Below are 22354 nucleotides of genomic sequence, written 5' to 3'. Positions count from 1 at the left end.
CGGCTCAGATCCGCTCGCCGCTCAGCCGCTGGCACACCATGTCGAGCTGGTCGAGCGTCGAATAATCGAGCGTGATCGATCCGCCGCGCTCGCCATGCGCGATCCGCACGTTCAGCCCGAGCAGATCGGACAATTGCCGTTGCAGCGCCGCGATATCCGCGTCGGCATCCTGGCTGTAGCTCTTGCCGCCCCTGCCGCCGCGCGTGGACGCGGGCTTGGCCGAGCTGGCGAGCTTCTCGGTCTGACGGACCGACAGCCCTTTCTCGATCACCTCCTGCGCCAGCGCGGCCGGATCGGGCGCGCCGATCAGCGCGCGGGCATGGCCCATCGACAGCTTGCCATCGACCACCAGCGCCTGAACTTCGTGAGGAAGATCCAGTAATCTCAACAGGTTAGCGATATGGCTGCGCGATTTGTGGACGATCCGCGCGAGCGCTTCCTGGGTATGGCCGAATTCCTCGGCGAGCCGGTGATAGGCTTCGGCCTCCTCGATCGCGTTGAGATCCTGCCGCTGGATATTCTCCAGCAGGGCGATCTGGAGCGTGTCGCTGTCGCTATAGTCGCGGACGACGACCGGCACCTCGTGCAGCCGGGCGCGCTGCGCCGCGCGCCAGCGGCGCTCGCCGGCGACGATCTGATAATCATGGCCGTGGGGGCGAACGATGATCGGCTGGATCACCCCGCGTTCGGCGATCGAGGCGGCCAGTTCTATCAGCGCGGCTTCGTCGAACTGACGGCGCGGCTGGCCGGGGTGCGGCGCGATCGAGCTGACCGGGATCATCCGCACGCCGGTGGCGCTATGCCCCTCGGTCGCGGTTTCCGCCTCGTCGCGGGCGAAATCGCCCAGCAGCGCGTTGAGGCCACGGCCAAGGCCGGGGCGGGGGCGGCGATCGGTCATGCGGCGGCCTCTTTCATGCGCGGAAGCCGCGCGATCAACTCTCGCGCCAGGGCGATATAGGCCTCCGATCCGCTGCAACGATGATCATAGATCAGCGCGGGCAGGCCGTGGCTCGGCGCTTCCGACAGGCGGACGTTGCGCGGGATCACCGTGTCGAACACCACGCGACCGAGCACGGCGCGCACATCGGTCGCGACCTGCTCGGTCAGCCGGTTGCGGCGATCGTACATCGTCAGCGCGACGCCCATGATCGACAGCGAAGGATTGAAGCGCGCGCGAATCCGCTCGACCGTGCTGAGCAGCTGGCTCAGCCCCTCCAGCGCGAAGAACTCGCATTGCAGCGGCACGAGCAGCGAATCCGCCGCGACCATCGCGTTGATCGTCAGCAGACCGAGCGACGGCGGGCAATCGATCAGCACGATATCCCAGCGCGGCGCGCACGCCTCGATCGCGCGGAGCAGGCGGTGGGTGCGCGCCTCAAGCTCGATCAGCTCGATCTCGGCGCCCGAAAGGTCGACCGTCGCCGGCAAGATTTCCAGCCTCGGGATGCCGGAGGCGACCACGCCGTCATCGATCGGCGTCCCATCGACCAGCACATGATAGCTGGAGACGGTGCGCGCGGCCTGCCCGATGCCCAGCCCGGTCGAGGCGTTGCCTTGCGGATCGAGGTCGATCAGCAGCACGCGCTTGCCGGTGGCGGCAAGCGCCGTGGCGAGGTTGATCGCGCTGGTCGTCTTGCCGACGCCGCCTTTCTGGTTGGCGACCGCGATACAGATCATCGGATGCGAACCTTTTCTGCGATGAGAATCCCCGATTCCGCGTCGGTGATGCTTGGTTCCACGTGGAACAATCCGTGCCAGCCCCGGCGCGCGCTTTCAAGCTCGGCGTGCGCCGAACGGCCGCGCGGCAAGATATAACGTGTGGATATGTCGGCGAGGTGGCGGGTTGCGCGTAACAACTCGAGCACCGGGGCTACGGCGCGGGCGCTGATAATCTGCTGCGGTTCGACCGAGATCGCTTCGACTTTGGCGAGCAGCACGGTGGCGTTGGGGGTGTTGGTAAGGGTTTCGGACAGGAAGTCGACGCGACGGCGACGTGGCTCGACCAGCGTTACCTGCGCGGGGGTAAGCAGGGCGACCACTACACCGGGAAAGCCCGCGCCCGACCCGATATCGAGCCAGCGCGTCGCCGCATCAACTTTCCCAGCGAGCGGAATGAGCTGCGCAGAATCGAGGATGTGACGCGACCAGATCGAATCGAGCGTCGAGCGGGCGATGAGATTCTGGTACTCGCTCTCACGCGCTACCTGATCCGCAAAGTGCGCGACGCGGGCCGTCGCTTCCTGACCGAAGCGTTGTTCGATCCATGCTCTCGCATCCGCTTCCGTCATGCGCTGGCCTTCGCATGAAGCCAGAGCGCGGTGAGGGCGGCCGGCGTCACCCCGCGCACGCGCGAGGCTTCGTCCAGCGTCAGGGGACTGGCGACACGAAGCCGCTCGCGCATCTCATTCGACAGGCCGTTGACCGCCGCGAGCGCCTCGCCGCTGGGGACGGCGATCGTTGCATCGCGCCGCATCCGGGCGATCTCGTCCGCCTGACGCTCGAGATAGGGGGCGTAGCGCGCATCCTCCTCCGCCTCGCGCAGAAGGTCGGGATCGATGCCATCCCGCTCGCCCCGCGCGATTGCTTCGCGCTGCTCGTTCCGGCGCTCGACATGACCGCGCCGCGCGTCGCTCATCAGGCCGTGCGCCTCGGCGATCGCCGACAGCCGTGTCTCGGCATTGTCAGCGCGCAGGGCGAGGCGATATTCCGCGCGGGCGGTGAGCATCCGATAGGGTTCGGTGACGCCTTGAAGCACCAGATCGTCGATCATCACCGCGAGGTAGCTCGTCGCCCGATCGAGCGTCAGCGGCGCGAGATCGAGCGCATGGGCCGCCGCATTGGCGCCCGCCACCAGCCCCTGTGCCGCCGCCTCCTCATAACCGGTCGTGCCGTTGATCTGCCCGGCAAGGAACACGCCCGGCAATGCGCCGAGCGCCAGCCGATGATCGAGCGCGCGCGGGTCGACGTGGTCATATTCCACCGCGTAGCCCGGAGTGACGATCGTCACGTCGGCAAGGCCGGGAATCGATCGCACCATCGCCGTCTGCACATCGGCCGGCAGCGAGGTGGAGATGCCGTTCGGATAGACGAGCGGATCATCCAGCCCTTCGGGTTCGAGGAAAATCTGGTGGCCGTCGCGATCGCCGAAGCGGCGGATCTTGTCCTCGATCGACGGGCAATAGCGCGGCCCGCCAGCCTCGATCGCACCGGTGTGGAGCGGAGAGCGGTGGAGATTGTCACGGATGATGGCATGGGTTTCCGCAGTGGTTCGCGAGATGGCGCAAGCGAGTTGGGGCAGGGCGCGAACGCGCGTCATCGGCGACATCGTCCACTCATCCGCATCCGATGGTTGCGGCGCGAGCATCGCCCAATCGATCGTGCGCCCATCTAGCCGGGGCGGCGTGCCGGTCTTGAGCCGGCGAATCGGCAGGTCGAGCGCGCGCAATTGCTCGGCAAGCTCGATCGCGCCGGCTTCGTTGATCCGGCCCCCCTCGTGCTGCTCTTCGCCCCGGAAGATGCGGCCGCCCAAGAAAGTGCCGGTGGCCAAGACGATCGCGCGGCCGCCGATTTCGCTGCCGTCCTTGAGCCTTACGCCCGTCACCTTGCCCGACCGCATGAACAGCGCGTCGACCTCGCCGGCGATGATCGACAGGCCTTCCTGATTAGCGAGTTGCGACTGGATCGAACGACTATAAAGGGCGCGATCCGCCTGGATGCGTGGTCCCTGAACTGCCAGTCCCTTGCTGCGGTTGAGCATCCGGTGGTGGATCGCGGCGGCATCGGCGGCGCGCGCCATCAAACCGTCGAGCGCGTCAACCTCGCGGACCAGGTGCCCCTTGCCGAGTCCACCGATCGAGGGATTGCACGACATCACCCCGATCCGGTCGCGGCGATGCGAGAGCAGCGCAGTGCGGGCGCCACGACGGGTCGCCGCGGCAGCCGCTTCCGTCCCGGCGTGGCCGCCGCCGACCACGATCACGTCAAAGTCTTGTTCCACGTGAAACATCACTTCCCGATGCAGAAACGCGCGAACAGCGCGTCGAGCATCGTCTCGGTCGCGTCCGCGCCGACGATGCCCGCCAATTGCCGCATCGCATAGCGCACTCCTTCGGCGCGTACCAACAGGTCGTCTGCCATTCCGTCGGTCGCCATGGATGCGCGGGCAGCGATCACGGCGTTGCGTTGTTGTTCGCGTAGCGCGGCGCCATCGGTTGTAAGGAGCGAACCGGCGCGTTGCTCGATCGCTCCCCACAAGTGATCGATGCTACGCAGATCGTCGCGGGATATTGGCAGGCGATCGGTCGGTGTAATGAGCCGCTCCGCCATGTCGCAACGCGGGTGAAGCGCGAGGACCGGCCACTCGGCGGGCGGCGCGCTATCGTCGAGCCACAGCACGATATCGGCGGTGTCGGCCGCGCGGCGCGCGCGTTCGATGCCGATCCGCTCGACCGGATCGTCGGTGTCGCTGGCGAGACCCGCCGTGTCGATCAAGGTGTAGAGACGCCCGTTGCGCACCACGCGCGTTTCGAGCAGATCGCGCGTCGTGCCGGCGATCGGTGTCACGATCGCGGCCTCGCGTTCGATCATCGCGTTGAAAAGAGAGGATTTACCGACGTTAGGTGATCCGGCGAGGACGATTCGGCATCCTTCGCGCAGTCGTTCGACAGTCGGGCGCTCCAGGATGATGTCGAGATCGGCCAGCCACGCGCGGATCGCGGCATCGAGCGCCGCCGTATCCGCCGGTTCGACATCGTCCTCGTCGCTGAAGTCGATCATCGCCTCGATCCGGGCGGCGATGCCGGCAAGCGTGGTGAGCCAGCGCGCGACGGCGCGGCTGACCTCGCCATCGACGCTGGCGATGGCGGCACGGCGCTGCGCCTCGGTTTCCGCTTCGAGCAGATCGGCCAGACCCTGCGCCTGCGCGAGATCGATCCGCCCGTTCTCCAGCGCGCGTCGGGTGAATTCGCCCCCGCGCGCGCGGCGCAGGCCGGGTTGCGCCGCGAGCGCCCGTTCCACCGCGGCCACCGTCGCGATGCCGCCGTGCAGATGGAATTCCGCGAGATCCTCGCCCGTCGCGCTGCTCGGGCCGGGGAACCACAGCAGCAAGCAATCGTCGAGCAACGCGCCGTCACCGTCCCACAGCCGCCGCAGCACCGCGCGGCGTGGTTCCGGAAGCGCGCCGGCGAGCGCCTCGACCGCATCGCGCGCGCGGGGGCCGCTCATCCGCAACACCGCGATCGCGGCGGGTGGCTGGCCGCTCGAAACGGCGAAGATCGTGTCCATCAGCCGCCGGGCTTGGTTCCCGCCTCGAACAGGCGCTGCCAGAAGGAAAGCCCGGCCTCGCCCATCGGCGCCCAGTTCTTGATCATGCTCTCGAACATCTCCGGCCGCAGCCCGCCGCTGATCGTCTCGCGCATCTTGGCGATATAGGCTTCGTGGATCGGGCTGAGATCGGGCAAGCCCATCAGTCGCCGCGCTTCCTCCGGCGTGCAATCCACTTCGACATTCACTTTCATCCAGAGCACTCCTTGAGCCGCGCGGCCGGGCGGGATAGCCTTCGATCGAGATGTATGCCCGCGATTCCGCCATCCTAGCAACGCCCATCGGCCTTATCCTGATCGAAGGAGGCGCAACCGTGACCAGAATCACGATCGGCGGCGTCGACGAAATGGCGCGGCGCGGGGGCAGCGAGGTGATCCGCGCGGCGGCGGAGCAACTGGAGGCTTATTTCGCCGGCGAGCGCCGCGATTTCGACTTGCCGCTCGCGCCCTCCACCACGCCGCGCGGAGAGGTGCTGCGCGCCGCGATCGCGGCGGTGGGCTATGGCGGCACCGTGAGCTATGGCGAGGTCGCGCGGACGATCGGGTCAAGCCCGCGCGCGCTCGGCCAGGCGTGCCGGCGCAATCCTTTCCCGATCGTCATTCCGTGCCACCGCGTCACCGGCGGCGCGGGCCATTATTCGGCCGGGGAAGGGCTGGCGACTAAGAATTGGCTGCTGAACCACGAACGACATTGGAGCAAGAGCAATGGGTGAGATGATCGACGTCGAAACGCTGGATCACGACGGGCATTTCGGTGCCTATGTCGCGCGGCCAGCGGGAACGCCGACCGCCGCGATCGTGGTGATCCAGGAAGTGTTCGGCGTGAACAAGGGTATCCGCCGCAAATGCGATCGGCTGGCCGAGCAGGGCTATCTCGCGATCGCGCCCGACCTGTTCTGGCGGCTGGAGCCGGGAATCGAGCTCGATCCGGACGTTCCCGCCGAAATGCAGCGCGGGCTGGAGCTGTTCGGCCAGTTCGATCAGGACGCCGGGATCAAGGATATCGAGGCGTCGATCCGCAAGGCGCGCGCGCTGCTCGGCAATGGCGGGAAAGTCGGCTGCGTCGGCTATTGCCTCGGCGGCCGGCTGGCGTTCATGACCGCCTGCCGCACCGATATCGACGCATCGGTCGGCTATTACGGCGTGGGGATCGACGGGCTGCTCGGCGAGAAACATGCGATCGCCCGCCCGGTGATGCTTCACGTCGCCGGCGAGGATGGCTTCGTCGACAAGGCCACGCAACGGCGGATGCACGAGGGGCTGGACGATCATCCCCGCGTGACGATCCACGATTATCCGGGCGAGGACCACGGCTTCGCGACCGAGATGGGCAACCGCCGTTCCGGGAAGGCCGCCGATCTCGCGGATGAGCGGACGGCGGCTTTCTTCAAGAAAAATCTGGCTTAATACAATCGCTTAGATTGGATGCCCGTCGGCGTCGCGAAGCACTTCGCGGCGCCCGACGTGGTCAGGGCGACCGACGATGCCGTCCTTCTCCATCCGTTCGATGAGACGGGCGGCGCTGTTGTAGCCGATGCGGAGCTGGCGCTGGAGCCAGGAGGTCGAGGCCTTCTGGCTCTCGCAGACGAGCTGGATCGCGGCGCGATATTGCTGGTCCTCGGCCGAATCCTCGCCGGTCGGCGCGCCTTCGAGGTCGAAGCTCTGCTCCGGCTCCTCGGTGACGGAGGTGACATAGTCGGGCGCTCCCTGCGCGCGCCAGTGGTCGGTTACGGCGCGCACCTCATCGTCCGATACGAAGGGGCCGTGGACGCGGACGATGCCTTTGCCGCCGGGCATGTAGAGCATGTCGCCCTTGCCCAATAGCTGCTCGGCGCCCTGCTCGCCCAGGATGGTGCGCGAATCGATCTTCGAGGTGACGTGGAAGGAGATGCGCGTCGGCAGGTTCGCCTTGATGACGCCGGTGATGACGTCCACCGACGGCCGCTGCGTCGCCATGATGAGGTGGATGCCGGCCGCGCGCGCCTTCTGCGCGAGCCGCTGGATGAGGAACTCCACCTCCTTGCCCGCGGTCATCATCAGGTCGGCCAGCTCGTCGACGATCACGACGATCTGCGGCAGCACCTGATAATCGAGCTGTTCCTCCTCATAGACCGGCTGGCCGTTCTCCCCGAAGCCGGTCTGCACGCGGCGGCCGAGCGGGGTGCCCTTGGCGCGGGCGGCGCGGACCTTGTCGTTGAAGCTGCCGAGCGAGCGCACGCCGAGCGAGGACATCTGGCGATAGCGGTCCTCCATCTGCTCGACCGCCCATTTGAGCGCGCGCACCGCCTTGGCCGGATCGGTGACGACCGGCGCGAGCAGATGCGGGATGTCGTCGTACATCGACAGTTCGAGCATCTTGGGATCGATCATGATCATGCGGCACTGGTCCGGCGTCAGCCGGTAGAGCAGCGACAGGATCATGCAGTTGAGCCCGACCGACTTGCCCGAGCCTGTGGTGCCGGCGACCAGCAGGTGCGGCATCGGCGCGAGATCCGCGATCACCGGATCGCCCGCGATATTCTTGCCAAGGATCACCGGCAGTTGCGCGGACTGATCCTCGAAGGATTGCGAGCCGACCAGCTCGTGCAGCGACACCGTCTCGCGCTTGGCGTTGGGCAGCTCGATGCCGATCACGGTGCGCCCCGGAATCGTCGCGACGCGCGCCGAGACGGCGGACATGTTGCGCGCGATATCGTCGGCGAGGGAGACGACGCGCGTCGCCTTGATCCCCGGCGCCGGCTCCAGCTCGTACATCGTGACGACCGGGCCGGGCCGGACTTCCTTGATCTCGCCGTTGACGCGGAAATCGTCGAGCACGGTTTCGAGGAGGCGGGCGTTGCGTTCGAGCGCGGCCTTGTCGATCGTGGCGTTCTGCGCGGGCGGCGCGGGAGTGAGCAGGTCCAGCGTCGGCAGCACGTAATTGTCGCGCAGGTCGAGCTGCTGTTGCTGCTGCTGCGGCTTCGCGCGCGCGGCGGAGGGGGCGAGGGTGCGCTCGCTGATCACCGGGCCGGGGCGCGGATCGGGCTGCGCCACGGGGCGCGGGGCGACCGGGCGACGCATCAGCTCCAGCGGCTCGTCCTCATCGTCGATCGGGGCGGGGCGGTCGCGCCGCGCGCGCCATACGCGGGGCAGCGCGATATCGATGCTGCGCCCCCACAGGATCGCGCCCATGATCCCCGCGACGAAGCCGAGCGCCACGACCGACCAATAGCTGACGGCCGCATTGCCGGCGAAGGACAAGGCCCAGCGCACCGCTGCGACCACGCCCAGCCCGATCGCGCCGCCCCAGCCGAACGGCAGCGCCGGGACCGCGCCGCGCGAGACACACGCCAGCGCCGTCGCCATCAGCGTGACGCCGAGCGCGGCGTTGCGCAGCATCCGCCACCATTCGCCCGCCGGCTGGTCACGCCACAGCCTGAGCGCGACGATTGGGCCGATCGGCAGCAGCAACGCCACCGCCGGGCCGAAGACGGTGAGCGCGATATCGGCGAACCACGCGCCGGGCGCGCCGATCAGGTTATGCAGCCCGTCGCCCGCCGCCGTGTTGAGCGCGGCATCGCCCGGCGAATAGCTCGCCAGCGCCAGCGCCATCAGCACGGTCGCGACGACCAGCGCGAGTGCGACGGCCAGTGCGCCGCTGCGCACCGCCCCCGCCTTCACCGTCTCGCGCCACAGCGATGCGTCCGCCCGGCTCGCCATTGCCTTGAATCCCCCGACGATTTGCTGAAATCTGCCCGGCGGAATCATCTGCCTCGACGAGTCCCGCGTCAAGACGGCGCGATTGTCGGCGCGCCGGATCGGGGATAGAGCGTGGCGGATGGATCACGCTGATGTCCTTATCCTGGGCGGCGGACTGGTCGGCGCGACACTGGCGCTGGCGCTGGATCGCCATGGCCTGCGCACGATCGTCGTCGACCCCGCCGATCCCGCGATCACGCTTTCCGCCGGCTTCGACGGTCGCGCCTCGGCGATCGCCAGCGCCAGCCACCGGATGCTGGAGGCGATCGGCGTGGCGGAGGGGCTGGCCGGGCATGGTTGCGAGATCCGCCATATCCGCGTGAGCGACGGCCTCGCGCCAGGGAAGCTCGATTTCATCCCCGATCCCGACGATGGCGCGCTGGGGACGATGTACGAGAACCGGCGCATGCGGCTGGCGCTGGGTAAGGCGCTGGAGACCTCCGGCGTCGACCTCAGGATGAAGACCCGCGCGATCGAGGTGGAGCGCGGCCCGCGCGGCGTCACCGCGACGCTCTCCTCGGGGGAGACGGTGGGCGCCTCGCTGCTGGTCGCGGCGGAGGGGCGTAACTCGCCGACCCGCATGGCGGCGGGGATCGACGTGGCGCAATGGCGCTACGATCACACAGCGATCATCTCGGCGTTCCACCACGAGCGGTCGCACGAGGATACCGCCTACGAGATATTCTACCCCGCCGGCCCGTTCGCGCTGCTGCCGCTGGTCGATGACGAGATCGGGCATCGCTCGGCGATCGTCTGGACGGTGAAGGGGGCGGACGCGCCCGCGATGCTCAAGCTCGGCGACCGCGCCTTTCTGGCGGAGGCGGACAAGCGCATGGGCGGTTTCCTCGGGCCGCTGTCGGCCGCCAGCGCGCGATCGAGCTACCCGCTCGGCTTCCACCATGCCGCGACGATCACCGCGGAGCGGCTGGCGCTGGTCGGCGATGCGGCGCACGGCATCCACCCGATCGCGGGGCAGGGGCTCAATCTCGGCTTCCGCGATGTCGCGGCGCTGGTCGAGGTGCTGGTCGAGGGGCGGCGGCTCGGGCTGGAGGCGGGTGACGCGCAATTGCTCGATCGCTACCAGCGCTGGCGCAGCCTCGACACGCTGATGGTGGCGGGCGCAACCGACGCGTTGACGCGGCTGTTCGGCATTCCCGGGCGGGCGGCGAGCGCGGTGCGGCGCTTCGGCATCTCGGCGGTCGATCGCATCGCGCCACTGAAGGCGCGCTTCATGGCCGAGGCGCGCGGGGAAAGCGGGGCGCTGCCCAAGCTGTTGCAGGGGCTGACGGTCTAGGAAAGGGGCCTCACGCCGCCAGCGGGAAGCGCAACAAGCGGTTCTCGACCGGCACCAGCGCCTCCGCCGCCTCGCCGATGGCGCGCGCGATCTCCTTGTGCGCCGCGTCCAGCCCGCCGGTCAGCGCGCCGAACGCGGGCAGCAGCAGCTTGCGGCCGCTCGCCACGAAGCAGCGCCGCGACACCAGCCGCCCGCGCACCCGGATGCGCAGCCTGGGATGGAAGTGGCCCGACAATTCGGGGCGCGGATCGGCGGGGTCGGCCTCGTGGCGCAGGACGAGGCCGTCGACCAGCGCCTCCTCCATCACCTCGCCCCCGCAGCGATCGGCGTAGATGCGATCGTGATTGCCGGTGATCCACGTCCAGCGCGCGCGCGCCGTCAAAGCCCCGAGCATGGCGCGCGCCGTATCCGACAGGCGTTCGCTGCCGGTGACGTCATGGAAGCTGTCGCCCAGGCACCAGATCTCGCGCGCGTCCGTGGCTGCGGCGAGCCGGGATAGGTCGGCCAGCGTCGCGACCGAATCATACGGTGGCAGCATCTGCCCGACACCGGCGAAGAAGCTCGCCTTTTCCAGATGCAGGTCGGCGACGAGCAGCGCCGCGCGCGCCGGCCAGAACAGCGCGCCTTCGGGCAGCGCGATCAGTTCATGACCGGCGAACGAAAAGGGAACCATCGCGCCGCCATGCCGCAAGCCGGCGGCGCGATCAACCTCAACGGTCAGCCGCCATAGGCCTTGACCAGGTCGAACAGATAATCACGCCCCCGATAGAGCGCGGAAACGCGGATGCGCTCGTCGAGCCCGTGGACGCCGTTCAGGTCCTGCTCCACCAGGATGCCCGGCACGCCATAGACGGGCATCCCGATCTTGCCGAAGAACACCGCGTCGGTCGCGCCGGTAAGCAGCATCGGCACCATCGGCACGCCGGGGAAATATTTCGCCGCGACCGTCTTCATCGGTCCGATGATCTTCGGGTCGAGTTGCGGCGGCACCGCGAGCGGCCGGATCGGCTGGTTGGCGGTGACGGTCACCTTCGGCCCGGCCAGTTCCTTCAACTTCGCGAGTGTGCCCTCCACCGTCTCGCCGGGGAAGATGCGGCAATTGACGTTGGCGGTGGCGCGCTGCGGCAGCGCATTCTCGGCATGGCCCGCGTTGACCAATGTCGCGACGCAGGTGGTGCGCAGCATCGAGTGCAGCACCTTGTCGCGGCCGATGATCGCATTCGCCGCCCTGTCCTGCGGATCGGCTAGCAGGCGGTTGATCGCATCGGCCACCGGCGCGGGCGCCACCCTGGCGGTGGCGGCGAAGAAGGCGCGGGACGTGTCGGTGAACTTCGCCGGAAACTCGTAACCCTGCACCGCCCGCAGCGCGTCATCCAGTTCGTAGATCGCATTGTCCGGCGTCGGGGCGGAGCTGTGGCCGCCGGGATTGGTGGCGAGGAAGGTGAAATTCTGCGCCGCCTTCTCGCCGACCTGCACCGCGAGCGCTTCCGGCTTGCCATTGGCGTCGAAGCGCCCGCCACCGCCCTCGTTCAGCCCGAACTCGCCGCTCACCAGATCCGGGCGATTGTCGGTCAGCCATTGCGCGCCGTTGAAGGCGTAGGTGGTCTCCTCGCCGCAGGTCAGCGCCATCTTGATCGTGCGCCTGGGATGATAACCCTGCTGCTTGAAGCGGATCATCGCATCCGCCCACACCGAGGCCATCGCCTTGTCGTCCACGGTGCCGCGCGCATAATAGAAGCCGTTCTCCTCGACGAGCTTGAACGGATCGCGCTTCCAGTCCTCGCGCTTGGCGGCAACGACGTCGATATGCGCGAGCAGCAGCATCGGCTTGGCCTTCGCGTCCGAGCCTTTCAGGATCGCGACCACGCCGCCATCGTCGGGATGCTCGGGAACCGAGAATTGGGTGATGTCCGAATCGGCATAGCCCGCCGCCTTCAGCCGCGCGGCGATCTGTGCCGCGGCCTTGGTGCAGCTCCCCACGCCGACCACGGTGTTGGTCTCGACCAGTTCCTTGTAGAGCGAGAAGAACGCTTTCTGGTCGGGCCGGTCCTGCGCCTCGGCGATGGCCGGGGCGAACCCCATGGCGGCGATTCCAGCCAGCAACACAGCACGCATCCATTTTCTCCCCTGCAACGATCGGATGAGGATCGTCGCAGCGAAAGTTGCGTGGCGCAACTGTTTCAGCCGATCAGCGCATTGCGCCGCATGATGAAGCGCACCTCGCGATTGACGAAATCGATATCGATCCGCCGGAACAGCTTGAGCGCGTCCATCCCGAGCATCAGCGCGGGGCGGTTCTCCAGCCCGAACGCCTTGAACGGCGGCGCGTCGTTCTCGGCATAGGCGATCGGCATGTCGTTGATCGACATCGAGCCGAGCTTGATCGTGTTGAGCAGGGTGTAGTTCGCCGTCACCGATTCCCCGGTCACGCCGGTCAGCGTGATCGGCACGCCCTTCTTGCCGCGCCGCATCACCGCGCGCTGCAACGCCTGGTTGCCCATCGTCACCGCCGATCCGGTATCGAGGATCACGCGCACCTTCTGGTGCCCGACAAAAGCCTCGGTCACGACGAGCTGGCCGAACAGGTTGCGCGCCCTGACCACGATCTCGTCGGGATCGCTGCGCTCGAACGAGGGGCGACGACGCGACGGGGCGACGACCATCGAGCCTTTCTCGAAATCAATCGCGAGCGCATGGCCCTGAAGCGAATCAATGCCGAGCATCCCCGGCGCGCCGAGGTAACGCCCTTCCAGCGCGGGCGCCTCGATCCGCTGGCCGCCGAGCGTTCCGACCGAGATCGAGGGGATGAGCACGGTGCCGACCTCGCTCACGCCGGTCATCGCGGTGACGCGCACGGTCGGCCCGGCCGCCAGCCGCAACAGGCCGGCCAGCTCGCGGCTGACCACGGTGCGTTGCGCGCCGGTATCGATGATGAAGCGATACGGGCCGGCGCCGGCGATATGGACCGGAACGGTCATCCGCTCCCCGTTCGCGCCGAAATTGAGCAGGTCGCCCAACGGCATCGCCGCATCCGACGGCGGCGCGGGAGGCGTGGCGGGGGCCGGCTGCTGCACCGGGGATTGCGCCGCGAGAAGCAGCAGCAACGGCATGGCGAGCATGCGTTTCATGTAGCGGAGGGTGCGCCCGAATCGGGCCTTTCGCAAGCGAAATCAATCGGCCTGCATCGCTTCGCGCGCGAGCGATTCGGCCTCCAGCAGCAGCGCGTCGTCGGCCAGCCCGGTCGCCACCCGTTCACGCCCGATCAGCACCAGCACGGGCACCGCCAGCGGCGAGACGCGCGGCAGGTCGACGTGCAGCATCGTGCCCGCCGCGCGGTCGAGCAGATCGGCGAGCCGGCCGACATCGGTCATCCGCGCGCGGGCATCGGCCCAGGCGGCCTCCAGCAGGACATGCCCCGGCTCGTAGCGGCGCAGCACGTCGTAGATCAGGTCGGTGGAGAAAGTGACCTGTTTCCCCGTCTTCCGTTTGCCGGGATGCTGGCGCTCGACCAGCCCGCCGATCACCGCCACCTCGCGGAAGGCGCGCTTCAGCAGATGCGACTGCTGCACCCATTCGACGAATTCATGCTCCAGGATATCGGGCGAGAACAGCGCCGCCGGATCGGTCACCGGATCGAGCGAATAGCAGCCCAGGGCATAATCCGACGCGACGAAGCCGAGCGGTTTCAGCCCATTGCTCTCCATCCGCCGGGTGATGAGCATGCCGAGCGACTGGTGCGCGTTCCACCCCTCGAAACTATAGACGACCATGTAATGCCGCCCTTCGCGCGGGAAGGTCTCGACCAGGAGCTGGTCGGGGCGCGGCAGGGCGGAGCGGCGGCGTTGCATCTCCAGCCATGTCCGCACGTCTTCGGGGAAGCGGTGCCAATCGTCGCGCGTCGCGAGGAATGCACGGACGCGATCGGCGAGGTTGGTGGAAATCGGCATCCGCGCGCCACCATAGGTGGGGATGCGCGCCGGCCGGGCGGTGGCGCGGACGATCAGGTCCTCGCCGTCGATCTTCTCCACCTCCAGGCTCATGCCGGCAAAGAAGAAGGTGTCGCCGGTGGCGAGCGTCGCGGCGAAGGCCTCCTCCACCTTGCCCAATGCGCGGCCGTTCCGGAAGCGCACGCGCAGCATCGTCGCCTCGACGATGATCCCGGCGTTGAGGCGGTGCTGGACGACGAACTTCGGATGGCTCACGCGCCAGCGTCCGTCGCTTTCCTTCACCAGCCGGCGGAAGCGGTCATAGGCGCGCAGCGCATAGCCGCCGTCGCTGATGAAGCCGAGCACGCGCACGAACGTCTCCGCGTCGAGCGCCGCATAGGGCAGCGCGGAGCGCACCTCGTCGAGCAGCTCGGCCTCCTCGAACGGCGCGGCGCAGGCGCAGGCCATGACGTGCTGCGCCAGCACGTCGAGCGCGCCGGGGCGGAACGGCTCGCCGTCCAGCTCGCCCGCCTCCACCGCGTCAAGCGCCGCGCGCGCCTCCAGATATTCGAAGCGGTTGCCGGGGACGAGGATCGCCTCGGACGGCTCGTCGAGCCGATGGTTGCTGCGCCCGATGCGCTGGAGCAGCCGCGACGAGCCTTTCGGCGCGCCCATCTGGATCACGCAATCGACGTCGCCCCAGTCCACCCCGAGATCGAGGCTGGCGGTGGCGACCAGGGCGCGCAGCCGCCCGGCGGCCATCGCGCCCTCCACCTTCGCCCGCGCCTCCTTCTCCAGACTGCCGTGATGGATGCCGATCGGGAGCTGGAGCAGGTTCTCCTTCCACAGGTCCTGGAAGATCAGCTCGGCGAGGCTGCGCGTGTTGCAGAAGACGATCGTCGTCTTGTGTGTCTCGATCTCCGCCATCACCTGCCGCGCGGCGTAGCGGCCGGAATGGCCCGCCCACGGCACCTGATCCTCCGGCAGCAGGATCGTGATGTCGGGATCGACGCCGGGATCGCCCTCGACGAGGCTCACCGCGTCCCTGTCGCCGCCGGGGGCGAGCCATGCGCGATAATCGTCCGGGTCGGCCACCGTGGCGGACAGCGCGACGCGGCGGCAACCGGGCGCGATCCGTTGCAGCCGCGCCATCGCCAACGCGAGCAGGTCGCCGCGCTTGCCGGAGGCGAAGGCGTGCACTTCGTCCACCACGATCGTCCGGAGGCCGGCGAACATCAGGAAACTGTCCGGGTATGACAGCAACAGCGAGAGCGATTCGGGCGTGGTCAGCAGGATCTGCGGCGGGCGCGCGCGCTGCCGCGCCTTGCGTTCCGAGGAAGTGTCGCCGGTGCGCGTCTCGACGCGGATATCGAGACCCATCTCGTCGATCGGCGTCATCAGGTTGCGCTCGATATCGACCGCCAGCGCCTTGAGCGGCGAGACGTAGAGCGTGTGCAGGCCCTCGCCCGGCCGTTCGATCAGCTCGGCGAGGGTGGGAAGGAAGCCGGCGAGCGTCTTGCCCGCGCCGGTCGCCGCGACGAGCAGGGCGTGGCGGCCGGCGCGCGCCTCCGCGAGCATCTCGCGCTGGTGGCGGCGCGGCTGCCAGCCGCGAAGGGCGAACCAGTCGGCGAGCGGGGCGGGAAGTGCGAGGTCGTCGGCCACTGCGCGCAATATGGGGGCGGGGCGGCCGGTTGCGCCAGAGGCGGGGCTATTCCGCCGCGCGGGGGATGCCGGGCGGGCTCCACGCCAGCGCCAGCCCGTCGTCCGCCGCCGCCTCGGCGAGCTTGCGCTGCTCGCGCACCTCCAGCCCCGGCGTGAACAGCAGGGTGGGGGTGTTGCGGAAGCGGTTGGGCGGGATATCCAGAAACAGGCGAAACTCGCGGTTGAGGTGCGAGGCGTCGTAGAAGCGCAGCGCCGCCTGCTCCCCGTCGCCCGCCGCCGAGAGACCGCGCAGCACGGCCGCCATGTCGAGGAAGCGGCTGCGGCGCAGCACCATCTTCGGCGGGTGGCCGAAATGCGCGCGGACGTGCCGGTCGAGCCGGCGCGGGATCATCCCCAGCTCGCGCGCGATATCGGCGACCGGGCGGGTCGGGTCGAGCCGGCTGATCGCCTCGAACCGCTCCAGCGCCGGATCGATCGTCACGCCGCGCCCGGCGACCCGCTCGCGCACCACCTGCTCCAGCCGCTCGAACGTGCGCTCGATCTGGTAGATGTCCTCGCACGCCCAGCGCAGCGCCTCGCCCCATGCGCCGTCGATCGGATCGAGCCGGTCGGCGACCTGATGCGCGGGCACGTCGGAAAAGGCGAACCACGCCGCCGGGCGCAGCATGAAGCCCGCCGCGACGATCGGCCCGGTGCAGCGCACCGGAAAGCGCCGCCGCTGCGCCCCGAAGATCATCGGCCCCTCATAGGGCGTCCAGCGCCCGGCGACCTGCGTTTCCCAGCGGCCGATCGCCGGCACGCGGATATAGGCTGCCTCGTGGAGCAGGAAGCTCTCGACCAGCGCATCGTCCGGCCGCTCGATGATGAGCAGGAAGAAGCGCGCGACGAATCGGGCGAGGTCGCCGGGGGGCGTCCGGCTGAGCGACAGGGGATGCCCGTCGCGCGAGATACCGGTGCGCGGGTTGAGGCCCATAAGATCAATCTAAGTTTATTTACCCCGCCCGGCAATCATGATCCCAATATAACCTGAAATAGATCGCTGCTGTAACAAATGTTACTTAATAAGCGGTCTGCCCCACCACATTGCCCGGCGGTAGATATCGGCAGGCGAGAAAGTCGTTGCCGTGGTTCGACACCATCGCGCAACCGACGCGCTGCGTCGCGCGCCACACGATCTGGCTATAGTGCGAGGCGTCCTGCCAGCGCCCCGTGATGCTGAAGCCGGGAGTGGGGAGATCGACGTAGAAGCGGCGCTCGGCGAGCCAGTGGCCGAGCATCTCGTCATAGCGATAGGCGGCGCGGGTGCCGGTCCACAGATTCTCGCCCTGCCGCCCCGGTCCCTGCGGCTGCTCGGCATGGGCGAAACGGCCGGTCCGCGCCATCTCGCCGGCATAGCCGCGCGCGGCGGCGGCGAGATCCTCGTCCCACGCCAGCGGCGGCAGGCCGAGCCGGGCGCGCTCCGCATTCTGCCCGTCGAGCATCGTATCGCGCAGCAGCGCCGCGCCGCGCGGGGCCGGCGCGTCGGTCAGGCGCGGCTCGACGATGCGCGGCGGCCCGCCATGGTCGCAGGCGGCGAGCGCGAGGGCGAGGAGGAAGGGGTAAGCGACCCTATGGCCTTTGGCTGGCATCGCCGCCATATCGGCGCGCGCATGGCCGACGACAACTCCCTTGCGCTCTACGTCCATTGGCCGTTCTGCGTTTCCAAATGCCCCTATTGCGATTTCAACAGCCACGTCCGCGACGGGGTGGACCAGGCGCGATGGCGCGCGGCGCTGCTCGCCGACCTCGCGCATGAGGCGCGCGCGCTGCCGGGGCGGCGCGTCTCCTCGATCTTCTTCGGCGGCGGCACGCCCTCGCTGATGCCGCCGGAGACGGTCGCGGCGGTGATCGGCGCGGCGCGGGCGGCATGGGGCTTCGCCGATGGCGTGGAGATCACGCTGGAGGCGAACCCCTCCTCGGTCGAGGCGGCGCGCTTCGGGGATATCGCCGCCGCCGGGGTGAACCGTGTCTCGCTCGGGTTGCAGGCGCTCGACGACGAGGCGCTGCGCTTCCTCGGGCGGGCGCATAGCGTGGACGAGGGGCTGCGCGCGCTGGAGACCGCGCAGCGCGCCTTCGCGCGGGTGAGCTTCGATCTGATCTATGCCCGGCCGGGGCAGGGGACGGAAGCGTGGGAGCGGGAGCTGGCGCGCTCGCTGGCGTTCGGGACGGAGCATCTGTCCCTCTACCAGCTCACCATCGAGCCGGGGACGCGCTTCGCCACCGAGGCGGCGGCGGGGCGGCTGGCGATCCCGGACGGCGACGCGGCGGCCGATCTCTACGAGGCGACGCAGGCGATGACGGCGGCGGTCGGGCTGCCGGCCTATGAGATTTCCAATCACGCACGCGCCGGGGCGGAGAGCCGGCACAATCTCGCCTACTGGCGCTATCGCGATTATGCCGGGATCGGGCCGGGCGCGCATGGGCGGCGGCTTGGCCATGCGACGCGGCGGCGGCGCAAGCCGGAGAACTGGCTCGCCGCGATCGACCGCAACGGCCACGGCATCGAGGCGGAGGAGGCGCTGCCCCCCGCGACGCAGGCCGAGGAGGCGCTGCTGATGGGTCTGCGGCTGGCGGAGGGGGTGGACCTCGCCCGCATCGCGCGGCTCGGGCGGCGGCCGGCAGGCGAGCTGGTCGACCTCGACGCGGTGGCGCGCCTGCCGGAGATGGTGCGGCTGGCGGGGGGCCGGCTCACCGTGCTTCCCGCCGGGATGCTGCTGCTCGACGCGATCCTGCCCGCGATCGTGCGGGCGGGATAACCGCTAGACCCCGGCCGTTACTTGTCGAACCCGGCCGGGGCGGGGGACACCACCGTCGTCGTGCCGTCCCTGATCTCCTGCACCTCCAGCGCGCGTTCGGCCACGCCGTCGCGGCCGAAGCGGAAGGCGCCGTCGATTCCGGCATAGCCCTCGCCCGAGCGCAACCGCGCCTCCGGGAACGGCGCGCCGATCTTCCAGTCGCGCGCGATGCGCACCGTCAGCAGCACCGCGTCATAGCCGAGGCTCGACAGGCGATAGGGCGCGGTGCCGAAACGCGCGCGGTATTTGGTGGCATATTGCCGGTAGAAGCCGTTCGAGACGCTGGCGAACCACGCCCCCTCCAGCCCGGCGCGGGCCGAGACGCCGCTGTCGGAATTCCACAATTCGGTGCCGAGGATGCGCACCTGTGGGCTGGCCTTGCGCACCAGCGGCGCGCCCGTCGCGGCCGCCGCGCCGCTATCCGCGATCAGCACGCCGTCGAACGGCGCGTCCTTCGCCATCCGCGCCACCGCCGCCGCCATCGCGCCGGCCGCGCGGTCATAGGTCTGGAGCGAGACGACCTTGCCGCCGTCCGCTTCCACCGCGCGCAGGAAGGTGGTGGAAGCGCGCGTGCCATAGAGCGAATTGGGGATGAGGCCGCCGAAATTGGTCACGCCCCGGCTGCGCGCATAGGAGATGACGCGCTCGATCGACTGGCTCGGCGCATAGCCCATCAGATAGACGCCCTCGCCCGCCACCGACGCGTCGTTGGAGAAGGACAGCACCGGCACATGCGCGGCGCGCGCGATCGGGGCGATCGCCCGCACGTCCTCCGCCAGCAGCGGGCCGAGGATGAGCTGCGCCCCCTCCGCGATCGCGCGGCGCGCGGCGGCGCCGGCGCCGATCGCGGTGTCGTAATTGGTGATCCGCACCTTCTCGGCACGCGAATCGAGCAGCGCGAGCTGGGTGGCGTTGGCAAGGCTCTTGCCCACGCCGGCGTTGGCGCCGGTGAGCGGCACGAGCAGCGCGACGCGGTTGCGCGCGGTGTCGCGCGGCAGGCCGGCCTGCACCTCCGTCTCCGAAACCGGCGGCGCCTTGGTCGCCGGCGGCGGTGGGGCGGGCGCGCGGGGCACGACCGTCGAGCACGCGCCGAGCAGCAGCGTGCCGGCCAATGCTACCAGCCGGAACAGTCCGCGCCCCCGTTGCGGCATGGTCATCGCTTCTGCCATGTAACCCCTCGTGACTTCTCTCTCCCCCGGCCTCTACATCGTCGCGACCCCGATCGGCAATCTCGGCGACCTTTCGCCGCGCGCCAGCGAGGTGCTGGCGCACGCCGATCTGATCGCGGCGGAGGACACGCGCGTCACCGCCACGCTGCTCCGCCACATCGGGGCGAAGCGGCCGATGCAGCCCTATCACGACCATAATGCCGATGCCGTGCGCCCCGCGCTGATCGCGCGGCTGGCGCGCGAGGCGGTGGCGTTGGTGTCGGACGCGGGGACGCCGCTGATCTCCGATCCCGGCTACAAGCTGGTGCGCGACGCGCGCGCGGCGGGGCATCCGGTGGTGACGATCCCCGGCCCGTGCGCCGCGATCGCCGCGCTGACGCTCGCCGGCCTGCCGACCGATCGCTTCCTATTCATGGGCTTCCTCCCCGCGAAGCAGGGGGCGAAGGCGGCGGCGATCGCGGAGGTGGCGACGATCCGCGCGACCCTGGTGTTCTACGAAAGCGGCCCACGCCTCGCCGCGACGCTCGCGGCGCTGGGCGACGGGCTGGGCGACCGCGAGGCGGCGGTGACGCGCGAGATCACCAAGAGATTCGAGGAGGCGGTGACGGGCACGCTCTCCACGCTCGCCGCGCGCTATGCCGACGCGCCGCCCAGGGGGGAGATCGTCGTGGTGGTCGGCCCGCCCGGCGAGGCGCCACCCGCCAGCGCCGAGGATGCCGACGCCGCGCTGGCCGAGGCGCTGACCCGGCTCCCGGCGTCGAAGGCGGCGGGGGAGGTGGCGAAAAGGCTCGGGCTGGATCGCAAGGCGCTCTACGCGCGGGCGATGGAGATGAAGCGGTGACGGACAGGCGCGCCGCCGAAGCAGCGGGCCGGCGTGGGGAGCGGCTGGCGGCATGGTGGCTCCGCCTCAAGGGCTGGCGCGTGGTGGCGCGGCGCGTGCGGACGCCGGCGGGCGAGGTCGATCTGGTGGCGAAGCGCCCCGGCCTCGTCGCCTTCGTCGAGGTCAAGACCCGCGCCTCCGCCGCCGATCTCGATTTCGCGATCGACCAGCGCCGGCTGGCGCGCGTAGCGGCGGCGGCGGAGGTGTTGATGCCGGTCTATGCCACCGACGGCGAGGATATCCGGGTGGACGTGATCCTGCTCGCGCCGGGGGTGCGGCCACGCCATATCGAGAATGCGTGGATCGGGTAGGGCGCAGGCGGCACGCTGATAGCCACGCTATCCGCGAGACCGCCAAGCCCGGCGGGCGGGTCGCGCCAGCGAACCCGTCCGACGACGCGGCTTTGCCGCGTCGGGCATTCCTCTCAGGGTGACGTGAAGAGCGAGACCGCTTACATCACCGCTCGCCCGCACCTATTGGGATGACCGCATGACCCTCACCGTCGCCGTCCAGATGGACCCGCTCGAATTGATCAACATCGCTGGCGATTCGAGCTTCGCGCTGATGCTGGCGGCGCAGGCGCGCGGGCATCGCCTGTTCCATTATGCGGCGGCGGATCTCAACTGGTCCGACGGGCATCTCTGGACCAAGGCGCATCCGGTGACGGTGCAACGCGTCGCCGGCGATCATTTCAGCTTCGGCGAGCCGGTGCGGCTCGATCTCGGCGACGATGCGGACGTGGTGCTGATGCGGCAGGACCCGCCGTTCGACCTCGGCTATATCACCGCCACCCACCTGCTCGAGCGGATCGCGGACCGCACGCTGGTCGTCAACGATCCGGCCAGCGTGCGCAACGCGCCGGAGAAGGTGTTCGTGCTCGATTACGCGCGCTTCATGCCGCCGACTTTGGTGACGCGATCGCTGGACGAGGCGCGCGCGTTCCTGAGAGAGCATGGCGCGATCGTGGTGAAGCCGCTCCACGGCAATGGCGGCAAGGCGATCTTCCGCGTCGGGCCGGAGGGGGAGAATCTCTCCGCGCTGATGGAGGTGTTCAACACCGCGTGGCGCGAGCCGCACATGATCCAGGCGTTCCTCCCCTCGGTCGCGGCGGGCGACAAGCGCATCGTGCTGGTCGACGGCGAGGTGGCCGGCGCGATCAACCGCCTGCCGAGCGAGGGCGAGTTCCGCAGCAACCTCGCGGTCGGCGGCTCGGCGGAGAAGACGGTGCTGACGGCGCGCGAGCGCGAGATCTGCGCGGCGCTCGGGCCGGAGCTGAAGCGGCGCGGGCTGATCTTCGTCGGCATCGACGTGATCGGCGGGGAGTGGTTGACCGAGATCAACGTCACCTCGCCGACCGGGATCGTGGCGATCGAGCGGTTCGACGGGACCGATGTGGCGGGGATGATCTGGGATGCGATCGGGCGCAGGCTCGGTCGCGCCGGCGAAGGAGCCGGTGCGCGCTAGCGCAGCGCTCGGTCCGGCCGGCGGGTCGCGCCAGCGAACCCGTCCGACGACGCGGCTTCGCTGTGG

General features: G+C 69.4%; 21 protein-coding genes. 7 read left to right on the top strand and 14 right to left on the bottom strand.

The window, feature by feature from the left end; all coding sequences use genetic code 11:
- Nucleotides 1-4: 4 nt before the first annotated feature.
- Genes F9288_RS05125 through F9288_RS05100 form a run of 6 tightly spaced genes read right to left on the bottom strand, consistent with a single transcriptional unit; the run spans nucleotide 5 to nucleotide 5516 of the window.
- The gene (locus F9288_RS05125) at nucleotides 5-898 is read right to left on the bottom strand and encodes a ParB/RepB/Spo0J family partition protein (protein ID WP_174835642.1); all 894 of its coding nucleotides are present in this window, start codon (nucleotides 896-898) and stop codon (nucleotides 5-7) included.
- Nucleotides 895-1677 carry a ParA family protein gene (locus F9288_RS05120; protein ID WP_174835641.1) on the bottom strand — a complete coding sequence of 261 codons (783 nt, stop codon included), beginning with the start codon at nucleotides 1675-1677 and terminating at the stop codon, nucleotides 895-897. Before F9288_RS05120 ends, F9288_RS05125 begins: the two co-directional genes overlap by 4 nt.
- Nucleotides 1674-2288 carry a 16S rRNA (guanine(527)-N(7))-methyltransferase RsmG gene (gene rsmG, locus F9288_RS05115; RefSeq protein WP_174835640.1) on the bottom strand — a complete coding sequence of 205 codons (615 nt, stop codon included), beginning with the start codon at nucleotides 2286-2288 and terminating at the stop codon, nucleotides 1674-1676. Before rsmG ends, F9288_RS05120 begins: the two co-directional genes overlap by 4 nt.
- Nucleotides 2285-4006 carry a tRNA uridine-5-carboxymethylaminomethyl(34) synthesis enzyme MnmG gene (gene mnmG, locus F9288_RS05110; RefSeq protein ID WP_174835639.1) on the bottom strand — a complete coding sequence of 574 codons (1722 nt, stop codon included), beginning with the start codon at nucleotides 4004-4006 and terminating at the stop codon, nucleotides 2285-2287. The genes rsmG and mnmG overlap by 4 nt, the downstream gene beginning before the upstream one ends.
- Nucleotides 4006-5283 carry a tRNA uridine-5-carboxymethylaminomethyl(34) synthesis GTPase MnmE gene (gene mnmE / locus F9288_RS05105; protein ID WP_174835638.1) on the bottom strand — a complete coding sequence of 426 codons (1278 nt, stop codon included), beginning with the start codon at nucleotides 5281-5283 and terminating at the stop codon, nucleotides 4006-4008. The genes mnmG and mnmE overlap by 1 nt, the downstream gene beginning before the upstream one ends.
- Nucleotides 5283-5516 (bottom strand): DUF6489 family protein, encoded by a 234-nt coding sequence (locus F9288_RS05100; RefSeq protein WP_174835637.1) that lies wholly within the window; start codon nucleotides 5514-5516, stop codon nucleotides 5283-5285. Before F9288_RS05100 ends, mnmE begins: the two co-directional genes overlap by 1 nt.
- 119 nt (nucleotides 5517-5635) lie before the next feature.
- On the opposite strand from F9288_RS05100, the gene F9288_RS05095 reads away from it, so the two are divergent.
- Both F9288_RS05095 and F9288_RS05090 read left to right on the top strand, forming a co-directional pair.
- The gene (locus F9288_RS05095; RefSeq protein WP_368076210.1) at nucleotides 5636-6034 is read left to right on the top strand and encodes a methylated-DNA--[protein]-cysteine S-methyltransferase; all 399 of its coding nucleotides are present in this window, start codon (nucleotides 5636-5638) and stop codon (nucleotides 6032-6034) included.
- Nucleotides 6027-6728: a dienelactone hydrolase family protein gene (locus F9288_RS05090; RefSeq protein WP_174835635.1), complete on the top strand. Its 702-nt coding sequence runs from the start codon at nucleotides 6027-6029 to the stop codon at nucleotides 6726-6728. The genes F9288_RS05095 and F9288_RS05090 overlap by 8 nt, the downstream gene beginning before the upstream one ends.
- 9 nt (nucleotides 6729-6737) lie before the next feature.
- On the opposite strand, the gene F9288_RS05085 is transcribed toward F9288_RS05090, so the two are convergent.
- Nucleotides 6738-9020: a DNA translocase FtsK gene (locus F9288_RS05085; RefSeq protein WP_174835634.1), complete on the bottom strand. Its 2283-nt coding sequence runs from the start codon at nucleotides 9018-9020 to the stop codon at nucleotides 6738-6740.
- 118 nt (nucleotides 9021-9138) lie between these two features.
- Here F9288_RS05085 and F9288_RS05080 point away from each other — a divergent pair, with 118 nt between their 5' ends.
- Nucleotides 9139-10353: a UbiH/UbiF/VisC/COQ6 family ubiquinone biosynthesis hydroxylase gene (locus F9288_RS05080; protein WP_174835633.1), complete on the top strand. Its 1215-nt coding sequence runs from the start codon at nucleotides 9139-9141 to the stop codon at nucleotides 10351-10353.
- Between the two features lie 10 nt (nucleotides 10354-10363).
- On the opposite strand, the gene pdeM is transcribed toward F9288_RS05080, so the two are convergent.
- The 6 genes from pdeM to F9288_RS05050 all read right to left on the bottom strand — a co-directional run bounded on the left by pdeM (nucleotide 10364) and on the right by F9288_RS05050 (nucleotide 17569).
- On the bottom strand, nucleotides 10364-11026 hold the full coding sequence (pdeM, locus tag F9288_RS05075) for a ligase-associated DNA damage response endonuclease PdeM (protein ID WP_174835632.1): 663 nt from the start codon (nucleotides 11024-11026) through the stop codon (nucleotides 10364-10366).
- Nucleotides 11027-11070: 44 nt separating this feature from the next.
- A complete protein-coding gene (locus F9288_RS05070) occupies nucleotides 11071-12468 on the bottom strand; it encodes a M20/M25/M40 family metallo-hydrolase (RefSeq protein WP_174835631.1) in 1398 nt (465 codons plus the stop codon).
- 65 nt (nucleotides 12469-12533) lie between these two features.
- On the bottom strand, nucleotides 12534-13481 hold the full coding sequence (locus F9288_RS05065; RefSeq protein ID WP_174835630.1) for an aspartyl protease family protein: 948 nt from the start codon (nucleotides 13479-13481) through the stop codon (nucleotides 12534-12536).
- 42 nt (nucleotides 13482-13523) lie between these two features.
- Nucleotides 13524-15941 (bottom strand): ligase-associated DNA damage response DEXH box helicase, encoded by a 2418-nt coding sequence (locus F9288_RS05060; protein WP_174835629.1) that lies wholly within the window; start codon nucleotides 15939-15941, stop codon nucleotides 13524-13526.
- 46 nt (nucleotides 15942-15987) lie between these two features.
- Complete coding sequence (locus tag F9288_RS05055) at nucleotides 15988-16914, bottom strand: helix-turn-helix domain-containing protein (RefSeq protein ID WP_174835628.1); 927 nt, start codon at nucleotides 16912-16914, stop codon at nucleotides 15988-15990.
- Between the two features lie 85 nt (nucleotides 16915-16999).
- Nucleotides 17000-17569 carry a CAP domain-containing protein gene (locus tag F9288_RS05050; protein ID WP_368076209.1) on the bottom strand — a complete coding sequence of 190 codons (570 nt, stop codon included), beginning with the start codon at nucleotides 17567-17569 and terminating at the stop codon, nucleotides 17000-17002.
- A 21-nt stretch (nucleotides 17570-17590) separates the two neighbouring features.
- On the opposite strand from F9288_RS05050, the gene hemW reads away from it, so the two are divergent.
- A complete protein-coding gene (gene hemW / locus F9288_RS05045) occupies nucleotides 17591-18736 on the top strand; it encodes a radical SAM family heme chaperone HemW (protein ID WP_174835626.1) in 1146 nt (381 codons plus the stop codon).
- A gap of 17 nt (nucleotides 18737-18753) precedes the next feature.
- On the opposite strand, the gene F9288_RS05040 is transcribed toward hemW, so the two are convergent.
- Nucleotides 18754-19944 carry a penicillin-binding protein activator gene (locus F9288_RS05040; protein WP_174835625.1) on the bottom strand — a complete coding sequence of 397 codons (1191 nt, stop codon included), beginning with the start codon at nucleotides 19942-19944 and terminating at the stop codon, nucleotides 18754-18756.
- A gap of 10 nt (nucleotides 19945-19954) precedes the next feature.
- On the opposite strand from F9288_RS05040, the gene rsmI reads away from it, so the two are divergent.
- From rsmI to gshB, 3 genes are all read left to right on the top strand, one after another.
- On the top strand, nucleotides 19955-20785 hold the full coding sequence (gene rsmI, locus F9288_RS05035) for a 16S rRNA (cytidine(1402)-2'-O)-methyltransferase (RefSeq protein ID WP_174835624.1): 831 nt from the start codon (nucleotides 19955-19957) through the stop codon (nucleotides 20783-20785).
- The gene (locus F9288_RS05030) at nucleotides 20782-21135 is read left to right on the top strand and encodes a YraN family protein (protein ID WP_174835623.1); all 354 of its coding nucleotides are present in this window, start codon (nucleotides 20782-20784) and stop codon (nucleotides 21133-21135) included. The genes rsmI and F9288_RS05030 overlap by 4 nt, the downstream gene beginning before the upstream one ends.
- 178 nt (nucleotides 21136-21313) lie before the next feature.
- Nucleotides 21314-22288 (top strand): glutathione synthase, encoded by a 975-nt coding sequence (gene gshB / locus F9288_RS05025; RefSeq protein WP_174835622.1) that lies wholly within the window; start codon nucleotides 21314-21316, stop codon nucleotides 22286-22288.
- The last annotated feature ends 66 nt before the right edge of the window (nucleotides 22289-22354 follow it).

Origin of the sequence: Sphingomonas sp. CL5.1 (assembly GCF_013344685.1) — a bacterium.
In the GTDB taxonomy this organism is placed as follows: domain Bacteria; phylum Pseudomonadota; class Alphaproteobacteria; order Sphingomonadales; family Sphingomonadaceae; genus Sphingomonas.
This window is presented reverse-complemented; position numbering and strand designations above follow the sequence as displayed.